13 protein-coding genes are annotated in these 15810 nt (G+C 59.9%); 3 read left to right on the top strand and 10 right to left on the bottom strand.

What is annotated here, in order from left to right:
• Positions 1–47: 47 nt before the first annotated feature.
• The gene (locus Q0718_RS09625) at positions 48–1106 is read right to left on the bottom strand and encodes a ChuX/HutX family heme-like substrate-binding protein (protein WP_298916980.1); all 1059 of its coding nucleotides are present in this window, start codon (positions 1104–1106) and stop codon (positions 48–50) included.
• Between the two features lie 150 nt (positions 1107–1256).
• On the opposite strand from Q0718_RS09625, the gene Q0718_RS09620 reads away from it, so the two are divergent.
• Positions 1257–3428, top strand: coding sequence for a TonB-dependent receptor (locus Q0718_RS09620; protein ID WP_298916977.1), 2172 nt, complete (start codon positions 1257–1259; stop codon positions 3426–3428).
• 58 nt (positions 3429–3486) lie between these two features.
• Here the strand turns inward: Q0718_RS09620 and Q0718_RS09615 are convergent, their stop codons facing one another.
• On the bottom strand, positions 3487–3609 hold the full coding sequence (locus tag Q0718_RS09615; protein WP_298916974.1) for a hypothetical protein: 123 nt from the start codon (positions 3607–3609) through the stop codon (positions 3487–3489).
• Positions 3610–4110: 501 nt separating this feature from the next.
• Here Q0718_RS09615 and Q0718_RS09610 point away from each other — a divergent pair.
• Entirely contained in the window at positions 4111–4965 is an 855-nt protein-coding gene (locus Q0718_RS09610; RefSeq protein WP_298916971.1) for a ChaN family lipoprotein, read from the top strand.
• Between the two features lie 675 nt (positions 4966–5640).
• Here Q0718_RS09610 and Q0718_RS09605 read toward each other — a convergent pair.
• The gene (locus tag Q0718_RS09605; protein ID WP_298916968.1) at positions 5641–5949 is read right to left on the bottom strand and encodes a DUF6538 domain-containing protein; all 309 of its coding nucleotides are present in this window, start codon (positions 5947–5949) and stop codon (positions 5641–5643) included.
• Positions 5950–6944: 995 nt separating this feature from the next.
• Between Q0718_RS09605 and Q0718_RS09600 the strand changes: the two genes are divergently transcribed.
• Positions 6945–7574: a TetR/AcrR family transcriptional regulator gene (locus Q0718_RS09600; protein ID WP_298916965.1), complete on the top strand. Its 630-nt coding sequence runs from the start codon at positions 6945–6947 to the stop codon at positions 7572–7574.
• A 97-nt stretch (positions 7575–7671) separates the two neighbouring features.
• Here Q0718_RS09600 and Q0718_RS09595 read toward each other — a convergent pair whose 3' ends face one another.
• From Q0718_RS09595 to Q0718_RS09565, 7 genes are all read right to left on the bottom strand, one after another.
• The gene (locus Q0718_RS09595) at positions 7672–7806 is read right to left on the bottom strand and encodes a hypothetical protein (RefSeq protein ID WP_298916962.1); all 135 of its coding nucleotides are present in this window, start codon (positions 7804–7806) and stop codon (positions 7672–7674) included.
• A gap of 11 nt (positions 7807–7817) precedes the next feature.
• A complete protein-coding gene (locus Q0718_RS09590) occupies positions 7818–9248 on the bottom strand; it encodes an efflux transporter outer membrane subunit (RefSeq protein ID WP_298916959.1) in 1431 nt (476 codons plus the stop codon).
• On the bottom strand, positions 9245–12418 hold the full coding sequence (locus Q0718_RS09585) for an efflux RND transporter permease subunit (protein WP_298916956.1): 3174 nt from the start codon (positions 12416–12418) through the stop codon (positions 9245–9247). The genes Q0718_RS09590 and Q0718_RS09585 overlap by 4 nt, the downstream gene beginning before the upstream one ends.
• Before the next feature lie 6 nt (positions 12419–12424).
• Positions 12425–13513 carry an efflux RND transporter periplasmic adaptor subunit gene (locus Q0718_RS09580; protein WP_298916953.1) on the bottom strand — a complete coding sequence of 363 codons (1089 nt, stop codon included), beginning with the start codon at positions 13511–13513 and terminating at the stop codon, positions 12425–12427.
• A gap of 185 nt (positions 13514–13698) precedes the next feature.
• Complete coding sequence (locus tag Q0718_RS09575; RefSeq protein WP_298916952.1) at positions 13699–14355, bottom strand: TetR/AcrR family transcriptional regulator; 657 nt, start codon at positions 14353–14355, stop codon at positions 13699–13701.
• Positions 14345–15328, bottom strand: coding sequence for a lipid A deacylase LpxR family protein (locus Q0718_RS09570; RefSeq protein WP_298916950.1), 984 nt, complete (start codon positions 15326–15328; stop codon positions 14345–14347). The genes Q0718_RS09575 and Q0718_RS09570 overlap by 11 nt, the downstream gene beginning before the upstream one ends.
• Positions 15325–15801: a hypothetical protein gene (locus tag Q0718_RS09565; RefSeq protein ID WP_298916947.1), complete on the bottom strand. Its 477-nt coding sequence runs from the start codon at positions 15799–15801 to the stop codon at positions 15325–15327. Before Q0718_RS09565 ends, Q0718_RS09570 begins: the two co-directional genes overlap by 4 nt.
• Positions 15802–15810 lie beyond the last annotated feature (9 nt).

Genomic DNA, 15810 nt, shown 5'->3' with positions numbered 1-15810 from the left:
ACACGCCACAATAGCAGCGCGAGAGGCGGTTTTCGTGAATGTCATGGTTACGCTGCTTGCAATCCGGAGACGATGTCGCGCCAGCCCTGCAACTCGTCCTGGCCAGGTTTGCGCTCGCCGAAGAATTGGCAGAAGCATTTCCCGTCCGCATCATAGATTTCGACGGATGTGACGATGCCGTCGCGAGTCGGCTTCTCGACGACCCAGACGCTTTCCACGGCGCGCGTGTCGAAATGCAGATTGAAGGTGGGGTCCAGCACGTTCAGCCATGGGCCCATCATCTTGATCGTCTCGACCGGGCCCGTGTGAATCTGGATGCAGCCGGGATTGCCCGCAAAACACATGATCGGAACGGCTGTGTCCGAAGCTGCGGTCAACAACGCCTCGACCGCATTTTGTTCGACGGGCCTTGTGAACCGTCCCTTTGCCAGTCGCATACTTTGACGCCGACCGATGCCGAATTCGTTCAGCAGGCCGAAGAAGTCGTGCGTATCCTGCAGGTCTTCCCAGTGGTCCAGAAAGCCGTCTGTGTCGATGTCGGCATCCGGTTTATCTTCGCGCGGCGCGGGTAGGGGGCGTGTAGTCAGGGGGGCCGTCTGGTCCGCCATCCGGAAGTCGGTCACGATCCGGTCGAGAGGCGCCATGTCGGCATCCACCGGCATGTAGACCTTATGAACGGCGCGGCCATCCACGTCGAAAAACTGCAGACTGCGCCGCAAGCCGGAGGCCACCTGTTCCGTGACGGCGAAGGCATGACGCCAATGGCTCATGAACAGGCGAAGGTCGATATCGTGGTTCAGCACGATACCGTGGCCGGGGCCGATATTGATTTTGCCGAACTCGCCATGCTTTTCGTGAACGCACCCGCTGTTCCGTGTCAGACACATGATCCGCCCGAGCGAAGGCAGGGCGCGGATGAGGTCAGCGAAATCGCCGTCTAGCCTAACGATCCCGTCCGAGACGCGGGCAGCAAGGAGTTCGGCTTCGCTGATTCCCAACCGTTCGGCGGCATCCTTTGCCCGGAGCTTAGGGGTGTCGCGCTTCAAGGTTTCATAGCGATCCAGCACTGACGGTTTTGTAGAGTCGAGAGTGGCGGCAACGGTCATGACAGTATCCCTTAGTGAGCCAAGTGAAGGCCCCGGTTCGAATTGATCGCATAATGTTCTTGCGAGTCACTTTCAAGTGCAATAGTGCGAAGCTGAAATTGAGAATGGTTTGCAACTTATGTGGCTCGCAAGCCAACCGGAGGGATCATCATGACATTGAATCTGAAATCACGACGATGGAGCGCCGGTGTTGCCGCTCTGGCATTGGTGGGCGGTCTGGCGGCTCCAACCTATGCGCAAGTGTCTCGTGACGCCGAGTTGGACGAGAGGTCCGAAGAACAATTGTCGGCATTCGATCAGGAAGAAGACATCATCACAGTCTACGGCACGGCCAACCCCGTCACGGTTTTCGAATATCCTGGACAGGTCGGTGTCATCACGCGCGAAGACATCGAAATTTTCGCGCCCAGTTCCATTTCCGATGCCTTGCGCGATGTCCCTGGCGTCGAGTTTTCCGGAGGACCGCGCCGGACAGGCGAGACGCCGTCCATTCGCGGGCGTGGCGGAGAAAACGTTCTGATTCTTCTCGACGGAGCGCGGCAGTCCTTCATCTCGGTTCATGACGGACGGTTCTTTCTGGATCCGGATCTCGTCAAATCCGCCGAAGTCGTTAAAGGGCCGGCATCATCGCTTTACGGCTCCGGCGCAGTGGGCGGCGTTCTGGCTTTCGAGACAATCGACGCCAGTGACTTTCTCGCGGATGACGAGACGTTCGGCGCGCGCGTCCGCCTCGGCTATCAATCGGTCAATGAAGACGTCCTCGGCACGCTGACGGCCTATACACAGCAAGGCGGTCTTGACCTGGTCGGCAGTGTCGGATTGCGGACGTCCGGCGATATAGAGTTGGGTTCGGGTGCGGACTTGCCATCTGATGACGATATCCAGAACTACTTTCTCAAAGCGGGTTACGCGTTTTCGGACGCGTTCAGCGTGGAAGGCTCTTATCAAAGATTTCAAAACACGGCGGTCGAACCCAATAATGGTCAAGGCGTCGCGGTCGGAAACGACATCGAAAAGGATATCGGTACGGATACGGTCCGCTTTTCAGGACGCTTCGATCCGGTCAGCGACCTCATCGATACGACTCTGACGGCCTATTTCACCGACACGGCGGTCGAGGAGTTCGACCCGTCCATCAACCGTATGACGGTCAGGGATATCGAGACGACCGGTCTGGGACTGCGCAACAATTCCGATCTGGATCTTGGCGGGTTTGAGACCCGTCTGACATTCGGCGGAGACTGGTACAGGGATGAACAGGTCGGAACAGATAACAATAGCGCGGACAATACGCGCGCCGGAGTGCCTGACGGATCGGCGGAGTTTATCGGATTGTTTATCCAGGCTGAGGCGCGCATCGAATTCAGCGACACGCTCGATCTGCTCGTCATCCCGGGCATACGCTATGACTCCTTCGATTCTGACGCCGTCGGAGAGCAGGATGTGAGCGATACAGCCTGGTCGCCGCGACTCGCTGCCAGTCTGGGCAGCCGGAACGTTCGGGTTTTCGGGTCCTACTCCGAGGGCTTCCGCGCCCCGTCAATCAACGAACTCTATCTGGACGGTGTCCACTTTCCAGTCCCGCATCCCGTCCTGTTCAATCCAGCTCGGGGGGGCTTCGTTTTCGTGAACAACAATTTCGTGCCTAATCCCAACCTTCTTCCCGAAAAGGCTAAGAGCTATGAGGGTGGATTGTCTCTGGATTTCGATAATGTCGTTGTGCCGGGCGACACATTCCGCGCCAAGGGATCTTACTATACGAGCGACGTTACGGATCTCATCAATATCCGTGTGGATTTCGCGTTCGACCCAACCTGTTTCGCGCCGCCCGCATTCCAACCTTGCACAGCCGGAACGACTGTCAGCGACAATCTCGCCAATGCAGAACTGTCAGGATACGAGCTGGAAGCCGTCTACGAAAGTGGGCGCATCCGGATGGCAGCCGCATACGGCACGGTAGACGGTGAAGACAAAGCCAATAATGAAGACCTTGGTATACTGACCCCGGACCGCTTCTCGCTGGATACACGCGTCAAGATCCCTGAGTGGAACGCATTGACAGGCATTCGGATTCAGTCTGCCGGTACATTCGAAAGGCGTGAATTCGATACCGCCACGAATAGTCTGGTCATTGCCGAAAGTCGAAACAGATACACGGTTTTCGATCTCTACGCGAGCTGGCGACCAGAACGCCTGCGCGGCATTGGTCTGGATGTCGGAATCGATAACGTCTTCGATACAGAATATGATCGCGTTTTTGAAGGCGTCAGCGAACCGGGCCGAAGCTTCAAAGCGGCCCTGACCCTGCAGCGGAATTTCTGATGTCGACAATGTCGAAAACCCATAGCCGCTATTCCGGGCTTCGTGTGAACGACCTAGGTTACGGAGCCGGTGTCTTGATCTGGTGCGTCCGCGCCTGTGCACGGGCCACGGCCATTGTCAGCCTGTAATCGACGGCTTGAACCGGGCGCTCGGACCAGACGGCGACGAAGGACGGGTTCATTGTCTTTCCCTCATACAGGCAATGGCGCAGGCCGGGCGTCGAATGATGCATCTATCGCACCCCGGTGTCCTGGGTGTGACCCATGACGAAATCGCCTTGGTCTCGGGCATGAACGCCGCTCAGCAAAAATTTAGTCTACAGCGTGATGCCCAGCTGAGCTTGCTTCTGGGCGCGCCGCCTGCGCCAGACTTATCCGACGCGGTCCAACGCCTCGCTGGACTGTTCCTGAGGTCCGGGCATCCGGTCCTAACGCCTGATATATCTGTGAAAGTCAAACCTCGAACACTCAACCCATCTTCCGAAAAAGGATCCGCTAATGTGCACTCACTTTTCAAATGAAACGGTCGCGTCTTGGTTGGATAGCCAGATTGCGGTGATGGATTGCTGGCTGGAAAGCGAAACCCTGAACCGACCGGATGACTTTCGTCTAATGGAAACTCTGCAGACCCATAGAAACTGGCTGAAGCGAGAACGTCGGTTGCTCTCCGGCCTTCCAACAGAATGCATCGCTATGGAAGCCGCAGAGTGACAGCGTCCGCGTTTCGCTCACTGTCGGTCATCGTTCTGGCAGGTTTGGCCGCCTGTCAGACATACCCGCACCCGGAGGGGGCAGACTGGATATCAAGCCTCTCTGGAGCGGACATCATCATTCTGGGCGAGACGCATGATAATGCGCAACATCACAGCATCCAAGCCGAGGTCATTCATCGGGTCGAACCGGACGCCGTAATTTTCGAAATGGTTCCCATCACGAAGACGGAGGTGGCAGACGCAGCGCGGGCGCGCGGCACAGACTTGCGCGAAGCCTTGGGGTGGGATGAGTCCGGCTGGCCCGACTGGGAGATCTATGAACCGGTCTTCGATGCGGCATCGTCCAGCCGAATCGTCGGCGCGGGCGTGGCGCGGGATGATGTCCACCGGTCGATGAAAGAAGGCGCTCAATCCGTGTCGAACCTCCCCCCGGACTATGGTCTGGGCGAGAGTCTATCCCAGAAAGACACTGAAGATCTGACCCAGATGTTCATCGATTCCCATTGCGGCATGATCACTTCGGAAACGGCCCGGTCCATGATCGAGGCGCAGCGACTGCGCGACGCCGTCTTCGCCATGCGGACGCTCGAAGCCCATGCCCTGTCACCCGGCCCAGCTCCAGTCGTGCTGATCACCGGCACGGGCCATGCTCGCAAGGACAGGGGCGTGCCCGGAGTTCTTCAGCAGGTCATGCCGAACGCATCCGTTGTGGTTGTTGGACTGCTCGAGCAAGGGAGCGGCCTGGATTCGTCTCTCTTCGATATTGTTCAGGTAACGAAACCATCTGAGCGAGAAGATCCCTGTGCCGCATTTCAACGGGATTAAGATACAAAAGCTGCATGAAATACCGGATGCCGAAACGTAGCCCGTCTCGGCGGACGATGTAGTGTTGTTACTTGAAAATCTGCGAGGGAGCGCAAGATCGATGGTTTTGGCCAACCGCGGCGGACTACGGATACAGCCTATTCGTTTCTCTTTTGAGTAAAATGGAAATGTGTTCTGCTTCGAAAACGTATGAATCTGGCAGTGGCTTTCGAGAAAAGTTGGACCAGAGGGGCTGTATCTACAATTTGGAGCCGTGGCCATGTATAAATGTGCTAGTCACTAAACCGACTCCGCTGAAAGCATGTCTTACACATACGGCATATTTAACCGTGCGCGACTGACGCTTTTACACAAAAGCTAGACTCACCATTGGTAGTAGCGAAACCAATCAGGTTTAGATGGTCGTGGCTGCCATTGCAGAGTTTTCAGTAAGCCTTTCGTTTGCTCCACGCAAATTTGACCTTGCGCCAGTTTTCGCGTTGGATAGGCGCCTTACCCTTATGGTCCCCGACCTTGATCTTGTGGCAATAAAGATCGAAGGCTTCGCTCATCCGAACAGAAAGTTTCGTAGCAATGCCGAGCAGCGCGTCCGCTTCGGACGATCGTTGTGCTTTGCCGAGACTCCGCTCCATTAGGATGATGCATGCGATGAGTTCGTATGTGGCGTGGCTTCCGTCAGCTCCTCGACAGGTAATACATGAACCCTCGCGCCAGAGCGCGGGCTTTGGCGGCTTCGTACCGCCCCAAAGCTGGATGGACAGCAAAGGAAGAGTCGAACGCCCTGAGCGACACCCAGAGTTGTTCATCGGCTTCGGAAAAGCCGTCTTGGCGTCCACGGGCCACTTCGCGCGATCCCGTGTCCAAGACCAATTTGATGAGAGTGCGACTGTCCACGTCGCGGTAGCAATTTGGCACGCGCCGGACGTAGTAATAACGGCCTTTGCGCAGTTTCAGATATTGATCGAGGTGTTTCATCTCAGACATGATTGTAGCTCTTTTGTGTCCCAAAGTGTGGTCCAAAATAAAAGCTGATCTGAGGGCAGGTGAGGCTGGATGAGGATTGCTGTAATGTTTTCAAACGCCTACAGACCACACAACCTGAAGAATTGGTGCCCAGAAGAGGCACAATGCCTCAACTATAAATCCAATCATAACAGACGCTTGTGAGAACTAAAGCGCAAAATGTATCACACGATGAGTAGTGTTATGTAGCACATAGCTGACGAATCAGTTGAGCATGTGATTGATTGGATTGAGCTCTGGGAGATAGAGCGCTAATTGTATATTAAATTCTTTCCGTGTCGTGACCGTCAATTAGTTCAGATAGTAGGTGTTAAGCAGCTGGTCGGGATCGAGGCTTTACCGGCTCCAGCTACGATCCAACGCCCTGTCCTTCCAGAGCATGACAGTGTCGTGTTACAGGTTGTCGGTCCAAGCCGCAGTCTCAACCTATGCCGTGTTGCTGATCATGGGTTCTGTCCGCACCGGTATCGGCCGACGAACCGCTGCGCCGTTCACAGTTTCTTTCACGGTGAGTCAACTGATCGGCAAGGCCGGATTTTCGGGAAATTTGCCAGACAACCCATCATGATCGAGTCGACAGCGGGATCGTTCACGTCGGCGCTCGGCGCAGGTGCTATGGAGCAGCCAATGATCAGAAGTCCGGCTGATGCGACGAGGGCCGTCTTGAAAGATAGGCTAGGAGAATGGCGAAGTGTGATCATACATCCCGATATGATGATAGACGAGGCATGTCATACGGTCTGTCGCGGACGCTGTCCGGCTTTGTCGACTTTAGCGCGGTCCGAATTAGGCGAAAGCGAGTTCCATGGGCATTTCTGATTGATACCGATCACGATATCAGAGGCGCGTGTTCTGTGCCGTTTGCGCAAGTTGAGAAGCGGCATAACTGCTTAGATGCTAGGCTGCAGTACTGTTCCGTATTGTAAGGCTTGCCCAGTAAGTGCTACTGCTCTGCGATGTCGAAAAGCACTATAAAGCAAAAAACGACTCCGAAGCGTGATCCTGAAACACGGATCATCGCGGCGGGGCGAAAGCTGTTCCTGAAGCATGGCTATTCCGGTGTGACGACGGACATGCTGGTCCGGGAGGCGAGTGCCTCCAAAGCGACGCTGTACAAATATTTCCCTGACAAGGCAGCTATCCTCGTAAAGGTGCTGGAGCGGGAGGGCGACACATTTATGGTTGCGCCCGACGACCTGCCGGATGAGCGGGAAGCATATCTCGATGCTTTGAAAGGCTTCGGGACCGGACTGCTCACACTTCTGTCCAAACGGGAAATCCGTGGATTCGAACATCTCGTCATAACGGAGTCGCGACACATTCCCGATATCGCGGCCGAGTTCTACAAGGCGACTTACGACCGGACGTTCGAAAACCTGACGAGGCTGATCGGTGCGGGATTGGAGCGGGGCTGGATCCAGTCGAAGCTGACTGCGGAGCAGGCGAGCGATGCTCTGATAAGCCTATGGGCTTCGCGTCTGCAAGATAGAGACCGATTCGGCGTGAAGCCGGATGGAAGCGAGTCTCCAGCCGATCGCGTCCATTTCGGCTTGAACTTGGTTTTCCCCGACGCTTATGGAAGTTGACCCAATCCGCCTGGTAGACCAAGTGGTCGGGGTCCGATCCGACTAAATATTTGGATGAATTCTACCAGCATCGGGAGACTCTGGGAGAAGCCGAAGCCTAGCGTAGCAGGGTCAGCGCCAACCCGAGCAAGGCTGTCGGCACGAACACGCTGATGGCGATAATGTAGACGGCGCCGCGTTGCACGGCGCTGTGAAATTCGGGATCCATATCGTCCTCCAATGTTCGATTCATCTGGCTCGCCGCTAAAATCCGCCGCCCAGGGCGGCGTAAATATCCACGGCCGCGACCGACCGCGCGGCGAGCAGTTCGGCTTTCCGACGCTCCGCCGACAGAAGCTCGGTTTCGGCCTCTAGGCTGCGGAACTGGGAGTCCTCGCCCTCTAGATAGCGCGCCTCGGCGAGGCGGCGGATGCGGGTCTGGCGCTCGATTAGATTGTCGATCCTGACCAGCGTTTCGCCGGATGTGGCGTAGCGTTCGAAGGCTGTTTCCACATCGTTGAGGCTGCGCAGCAGGGCTTGGTCGTAGACGGCCTGCGCGGCCGCAGTCTGAGCGTCGGCGATGTCGCGCTCGGCCGACAAGCGTCCGCCTGACAGAATCGGCCAGTTCAGGGCGGCCGAGATCAAGCCGCGCCGCGAATCCGCATCGAACAGCGCGTCGAGTCCGGTGGACAACAACCCGCCATCCCCCGTGAGCGAAAAGTTCGGCAAATGGTTGAGCGAAACGTTTTCCTCGTTCTTTGCGGCGGCGAGCAATTGCAAACGCGCTGCGGCGACGTCCGGGCGCCGATAGATCAGCGTGCTGGGCAATCCGGCCGGAATGCCGGTGTCATAATCCGGGATAGATGCGCCGGCGGGCAGGCGGCCTTCCATCTCCGCCGGGGCATGGCCGAGCAGGGTGGCGAGCGCATAGCGCAGCAGTGTGACCTGTCCGGTGACTTGGAGGCGTTCGGCTTCCACGCCCTCGATCCGGGCCCCGACCTGAAGCAAGTCGAACTCCGCCGAGAGCCCGACCTCCACGAGCTGGCGGGTCAAATCTTCCGTATCGCGCAGGGCCGCGAGGGTCTGGTCGATCGCCACGAGATCGGCCTCGGCGGCGCGCAGCCGGATATAGGTTCGGCCCGTATCGGCCTTCAGGCCTAGTTGGACCGCGTCGGCCAAGGCTTCCATCGCCTCGGCGCGCGCCTCGCCTGCCTCGACCGACAAGGCGTTGCGTGACCAGATGTCGGGCTCCCATGCCGCGACGCCGCCAAGCGAGAAAAAGGACTGTTCCAGGTCGACGCCGGGGATCTGGCCCTGGGGACCGGGTCCTTCCGCGCTGAGCCGTTCGCGCCCCGCATTGGGCGTGGCGGATAGTTGGATGCGGCTGCGAGACCCGATCACGCCGATGACGGCGCGGGCTTCGCGAAGGCGGGCCTGGGCCTCGTCGACCGCCGGGTTGTTGGCGATCACCTCGTCCAATAGGGCAACGAGCAGCGGGTCGTCGAACCCAGCCCAGAAGGCGACGTCGTCCAGCGGCGCGCTGGCGGCGGGCGCGGCCGTCGCAATTGTGCGGTCCGTCCAGCCAGCCTGTGCGGCCGCGTCGGTGGCAAGGGTTTCCGATGCGCCGTTGTGCAGTGTGGAGCAGCCAGAGAGCAGCATCGCGCCGAGCGCGACGCCTTGGATGAGGCGGGTCATACCGGGACTCCCTTCGGCTCGGTCCCGGAGCTGTGTTCTTCCGCCTTCACCGGCTCATCCCAGGTGTCGCCGACGCGGTTGAACAGGGCGTAGAGCACCGGAACGACACCCAGCGCGATCAGCGTGCCGATGCCCAGCCCGAAGGCCACGGCGACAGAAAGGCTGTAGAACAGGACGTCCTTGGCGATGATCAGTGGCATGAGGCCGAGGATCGTGGTGATGGTCGTGGTCAGGATGGGCTGTAGCCGCCGGACACTGGCGTCGATCACCACGTCGCGCGGCGAGCCATGAACCTCGTCTTCGTCGTCGCTTCTGCTTTGCTTCGCAGCGTCCAGCGTCCGTTCGATCTGGTCGATCAGCACGATGGCATTGATCACGATGATGCCGAACAGGGTAAACAGGCCGAGGATGACCATGAAGCCGAACGTGCCGCCCATGAGTGTCAGGCCGATACCGACGCCGATGGTCGACAAAGGCAGGATCAGCAGAATGATCGCGACGTTGCGCCATTTGCCGAACTGCACGAGCAGTAACAGCAGGATCAGGCCGAGCGCCAGCGGCGCATTGGCGGCGATCGCGGCTTGGGCGTCGCGGGAATCCGCAATGGTGCCGTCGAACTCGATCGTGTGGCCGGGCTCCAATCGGTCGCGCAGGGCTTCGATGTCGTCCGCGATCATGGGCATGAGGTCCTGCGGCGTGACCGCCACGTTCTTGCCCTCGATGGTCAGCGTGCGGACGAAATTCTCCCGCTCGATCCGGCCCAGACTGTTGGACAGGCGGATGTCGGCGACCTGTTTGAGCGGCACGCCGCCTTGCGCTTGCGGGGGATAGAGCAGGAAGCTCTCCAGGAACTCGACGGATTCGCGCTCGGAGTCTGTCGCGCGCAGGACAATATCCACTCTGTCGTCATCGTCGCGCAGGGTGGTCACGGGCAGGCCTTCGGTCAACACCGCGAGCCCATTCGCAATGGCGCGAGGGGTTAACCCGACCTGGCGCGCCCGCACCGGGTCAATGTCCACGACCAGCCGGTCGCGGCCATTATACCAGTCGGACCAGACATAGTCGCTGCCATCGACCGATTGCAGGATGCGGATCATTTCATCTCCGATCTCGGTGAGATGGGCGACGTCGGAGCCCTTGACCTGGATCTGGATGGTGTTGGGATCCTGCGGGCCGAGGAACATCTTATTGACGCGCAACAGGGCTTCAGGAACGGCAGCACGCAACTCTTCTCGCAGCGACTCGATATAGGGCTGCATGGCGTCCTGGGACTCCACGATGGCGACCGCGAAGCCGACATTCGGGCCCGGCTCGACCGGTTCCAGCGACAGCACGAAGCGCGGCCCGCCGAAGCCGACATAGCCGACCGTATTGGCAATCTCGGGATAGCGTTCATCGTCGTTGAGGATGGCCATGACCGTCTGCATGGCGTCGTCCGTATTCCGGGTGGAGCTGCCTTCCGGCAGGTCGAGATAGACAAGGATCTGCTTGCGGTCCGAGTCCGGAAAGAACTTCTCCGGCGTGTTGGTTATGAGGTAGCCGCCGCCCGCGAAGCTGACGGCCAGCACGGCGAAGAAGGCCGGCCATGCCTTCATCAGCACGCGCAACGCTTCCGCGTAACGGTCTTCCAACCAGATGAAGAAGCGGCGAATCAGGCGCGGGTTCTTTTCCGCTTGCTCCGTCGGGGCCTTGACGAAGAAGTAGCAGAGGATCGGCGTCAGGGTGAAGGCGATGATCCACGATACGCCCAGGGCGATCACGATGACCTGGGATATGGACAGCGTGTATTCGCCCGCATCGTGCGGAGCGAGCGCGAGCGGCAGAAAGAACACCATCGTCGTCAGGGACGACAGCAGCAGGGGCAGGGCGAACTTCTCGCTTGTCTCCCGGATCGCTGCCTTTCGTTCGCTGCCTTCGCCGATGCGGCGCTGGAAATGTTCCGCCACGACGATGCCGTTATCCACTAGCAGGCCGAGCGACAGCACGATGGTCGCCAACGACATGCGCTGCAGAGGAATGCCCATGAGGGACATGATCGCCACGGTGACGAGAATGACAATGGGTACGATGGAGCCCACGACCAGTCCCGTGCGGAAGCCCAGAAAGATGACGACGACGGCTAGCACGACGACGAGGGTCTGCAGAACGTTAAGGGTCACGCCGTACACCGCCGAGCGCACCTGGTCAGCTTGATAGGTGATGATGTCGATGTCGATCCCGCGCGGGAGCTGCTGGATCAGTTCGTCCAGCTTCGCGCTGGCCACCTTGGAATAGTTTATCGCGCTCTGGTCGGGGTCCATGACGACGGACAGGACGAGGGCGGGCTTTTCATTGAAATAGGCCCGCCGCGTGACGGGATCCTCGAAGCCGCGCTCGACGGTCGCGAAATCACCGAGCCGGAATATACGCAACTCCCCGTCGGGTGCGCGCGAGCGGATCAGTGTTTCGCGCACATCATCGACGGAGTCGAAAAGGCCGGTCGGCTCGATAGGGTAGCGGCGATCTGCGGCAATGATGCTGCCGCCCGATGCAATGAGGTTTTCTGACGCTAATGCGCTGGTGATGTCGCGCGCCGAGACGGCCGCCGCCTCAAGGTCGGAATTTCGCAGGGTGACATAGATTTTTTCTTCGATGTTGCCGAGCACCTCGACCCTGCGGGTGCCAGGAACCGTACGCATCCGGTCGCGCAGGATTTGCGCATAGTCGTAGAGTTCGTCGAGGCTGTAATCGTCCGACGTAATGGCGGCTGTGATGACGGCCACGTCGCCGAATTCGTCGTCCAAGATGATCGGACCCATGGTGGACGGCAGGTCGGGCCGCGCCGCATCGATGGCCTCGGACAGCTCGTCCCAGATTTGATCCAGTTCCTTATACTCGAACAGGACATCGACCTGAATGAGGACGGTGGAGTCGGAAATGGTGGTGCGGACTTCCTCGATCTCGGCGATCGTGGATATTTGTTCCTCCAGCGGCCGGGCGACCAGGCGCTCCATGCGCTCAGCCGACAGTCCTGGATGGACGGCTACGATCGCCGCCGTGCGGATCAGCAGGTTCGGATCCTCGCGGGCCGGCATCTGGAAATACTGGGCCACGCCGAGCGCCATCGCGGCCAGGACGACGAAATAGACGACCTTGCGTCGCGTGAAGGCCCATATCGTATAATTACCCACCCGACCCTAGCCTCCGAAATCCGTCGCAGCCCGGTTCACCACCCGGACCGTCTCGCCGTCCATGACCTGGGCCGCGCCGCGTGCGACAATGCGGTCACCGGCTTGGAGTGGGGAGCGGATGATATAGCTGTCATCGTTGAGTTCGAGCGGTTCAATCCCGACGCGGCGCACCAAGCCGCCGTCACTGATGGAATAGACATAGTAGTTGTCCCGACCGTCGGACTGGACGGCTGAGCTCGGGACCCGCTGCGAGCGGAGCGCGCCATCCATGCCGCGTGAGCGGATTTCCACGGCCATGCCGGAGCGGAGTTCCTCGCTGTCGGCAATGGACAGCACGACAGGAAACGACAGGGTGGAACGCGCCGAGGCCCCGATTTCCGTCACGACGCCGTCATAGTCCCGGTCCAGGGCGGGCAAGTAGACAGGATAGGATTGCCCGATCTCGAACCGTCCAATAGCCGCTTCGGGGACGCCGACTTCGGCCTCGAGGCGGTCGGACGCGGGCGCGAGACGCAATATGGGCACGCTGGGGGAGACGACCTGGCCGGGTTCGATCAGACGTCTAACGATCCTACCATCATAGGGCGCGCGCAGCACGGTATCGGACAGGCTGTCGCGCGCCGTATCAAGACCGGCCTGCGCGGCCTTGACCCCGGCTTTTGCCGCATCGAGCCGGGCGGTCGTGGCATCCAGTGCGGCGGCGGAAATCGCCCCCGAACCCGCAAGGCGTTCACGGCGGTCGAAGCTGCTCTGGGCGTCGGCCAGTTCAGCCTCCGCACGGGCAAGGTCGGCCTCGGCCCGGCTGACCGCGAGCCTGAAAGTCGCGGGCTCGATCGTGGCGAGGCGCTCGCCTTTTACGAACGCCGTTCCGATATCGCCGGACATGGTCTGAACCGTCCCGCCGACCTCGAAGGCGACGTTGGTGGTTTCCGGATCGGACAGGGTTCCAACGAGCGACAGCGTCCGGCTGCCGGACCAGACCGTCACGAATGCGGCTTCCACGGGCCTTCCGGATTGGCGGTCGCCGTAGCTATTGTCTTCGGGAATGCCCGAGTCCTGGCTGCACGCGATCAGGAGCGGAAAAGATATGCCCACGGCTGCAATGCGAAAGGCCGACAGGACCGTTTGGAGTGAAGGCCTGTCGGGGCGCAAAGCAGCCGTGGGCCGCCTCCACCAGCCACGGGCGGAGGCGGAGGGGAGGGCCGTCTCCTGGAAGGCTTTCGAGGCGGCGAAGGGGAGAACCGGCTCGGAAACGCGTGTGGCGGTGGGCGTTGGGTGTGTCATTGAAAGTGGCTCGTGGTAGAGGGCGTGCTGGGACGGACTTGGGACGCCTGTCCGCCCAGGCCGGCAAGGCAGAAGATGGTGTCCTGCCCTTCCGCTTTCAGCCAGGCGGTCTCAGTCACATCGGCGTAGAAGAGGGTGTTGAGGAACAGCAGACGCAGCAGGGCGCGCGACGACAGACCGTCCGGGTTGTTCGAAGGAGTCGCAAGCGGACCGAGAACGGTCAGATATTCCTGATGCCCGTAGGACAAGTCGCGGAAGAAGCGGTGGAACTGCACCAGGTCGGTAATGCTGCGATGCTTGATGATCTGAATGGCGACCGAAACGGGGTTGGATGCCAGCTCGTGCAGGAAGTGTTCGAGCGCGCGCCTGAACACCGTCCGCGTCAACCCGCTCTCGGATGGAGGACCCATGCGCACCCGGGAGACTGCATCTGCGACCAGCGCATCGAGAAGCTGGTCCTTGGATTCGAAGGTCAGGTAGAGCGTTCCCTTTGCGATGCCCGCCCGTTTCGCAATGTCCTCCATGCGCGCATTATGAACGCCTTGGGCGGCGATCGACGCACGGGCGGCGGCGAGGATCGGAACGACCCTGCGGTCCAAAAGCGAGGCGCCGTCGTCGCAAACGGTGTCGGAGTGATGAATGTCAGAAGGCATGGGCGAGTCCGATCGCGCCGAAAGACGTGGATTCGTCTTGTGTTTCGAATTCGTCGGTCCGGAAGATATGGGTATAGGAGATCTTCCACGATCCCCGCTGGAAGACCGCGCCGACTTGGAGGTCGGCGATAAGGGGTTCGCTGTCCACGCTCGTGCTGTCCCGGAAGGTGTTTCCATCCAGGAAGATGTTGCGGGCGACGGCGCGGCCTTCGATCCCGGCGAACACGAACCAGGATTGCCGACGCTCTCCGAACATTCCGGCGCTTTGTATAGCTGGCTGGATCCGGGGCGGACCCGAATCGTTTTGAAGGCCCTGCCCGATGCGCAGGGTTGCGCCCGCATTGGCGTGAATGAAGACATTGCCGAGCGCTCCGCCATAGTGTGGCGCGAGCGACATTTCCAATCCGGCACGTTCCTCGTGAAGCCAGACCCGGCCCGCCTGATAGGTGAGCGTTAGGGCGGGCTCGTTCTTGAGCTGAAAGTCCCATCCTTCCGGATCCTCGGCGCCGATGAGGTCGTGCACAAATTCCTGAGTGTGGTCTGCGAGCGAGGCCGGCCCCACAACGCCCAAAGAGATTTCGAGGACTCCGTAGCGGTCGCTTGAGATTCCGGCGAGCCCGACGCTGCCATAGAGCCAGCCTGCATAGGGCCGGTCGAGCGGGTCCGGGACCTCCAATCCGATATCCTTAGGCGTATACATGTTCTGGCCGAAGGTGAAGATGGCGCGGTAGCGGGCCCCGTCCTCGAACAGGCCGCTGCCTTCGCCGAGTGCGACCATCCAGTCCGGTGTCTTGTCGCCCGGAGGCGAGAAGCCCGCGCGGAATCCGTTCGTATAGTGCTTATCCGTATTCGCGAACGTGTCGTTCTCGACGGCAACGGCAACGATCGTCCGGTCGTCCGGAGACGCGAAAGCCGCGTCGGCCAGGCCGCACAGCCCGACGGCGAGGAGCGTATGCGCGGCACGCGCTTTCATGACTCAGGCTCTGTCTTGGAAGCGCGGGCATCCGCGCGTTTCCCGGCCCGGGGCAGGGACGCGACAGCGCCGATATAGAGCGGCTCGGCATTTTGAGATCCGGCCGCCTTGCCGGAGCGGGTCTTGGCCTGTTTGACGGCTCTGTCGGTCGGCTTGCGCCGCATTGCGCCAACGATGTCATCGACGACCATCATGATGCCGGCGATCAACATGGATGCAAGTCCCATCAAAACGAAGCAGGTCATGTCGAGCACGATCCGCATTGTCTCGCGCGGCGTCCGTCGGCTTTGCGAGACGGACTGCCGAACCCGCTCGCGGCGTCGTCCCGGAATAGTCGGCGGAGCAGGGAGGCGACGCCCATTCGAGTACGGCCCGGTCGTGGAGCACTGCGTGATATCGGGTTCGCAAGACATGAACAGTACCGTACAGTACATATCGTACTTATGCAACATCTTTTCGTTAACAGGCATCAAGAAAACTGC

It is taken from the genome of uncultured Algimonas sp., assembly GCF_947498175.1.
GTDB lineage: Bacteria > Pseudomonadota > Alphaproteobacteria > Caulobacterales > Maricaulaceae > Litorimonas.
This window is presented reverse-complemented; position numbering and strand designations above follow the sequence as displayed.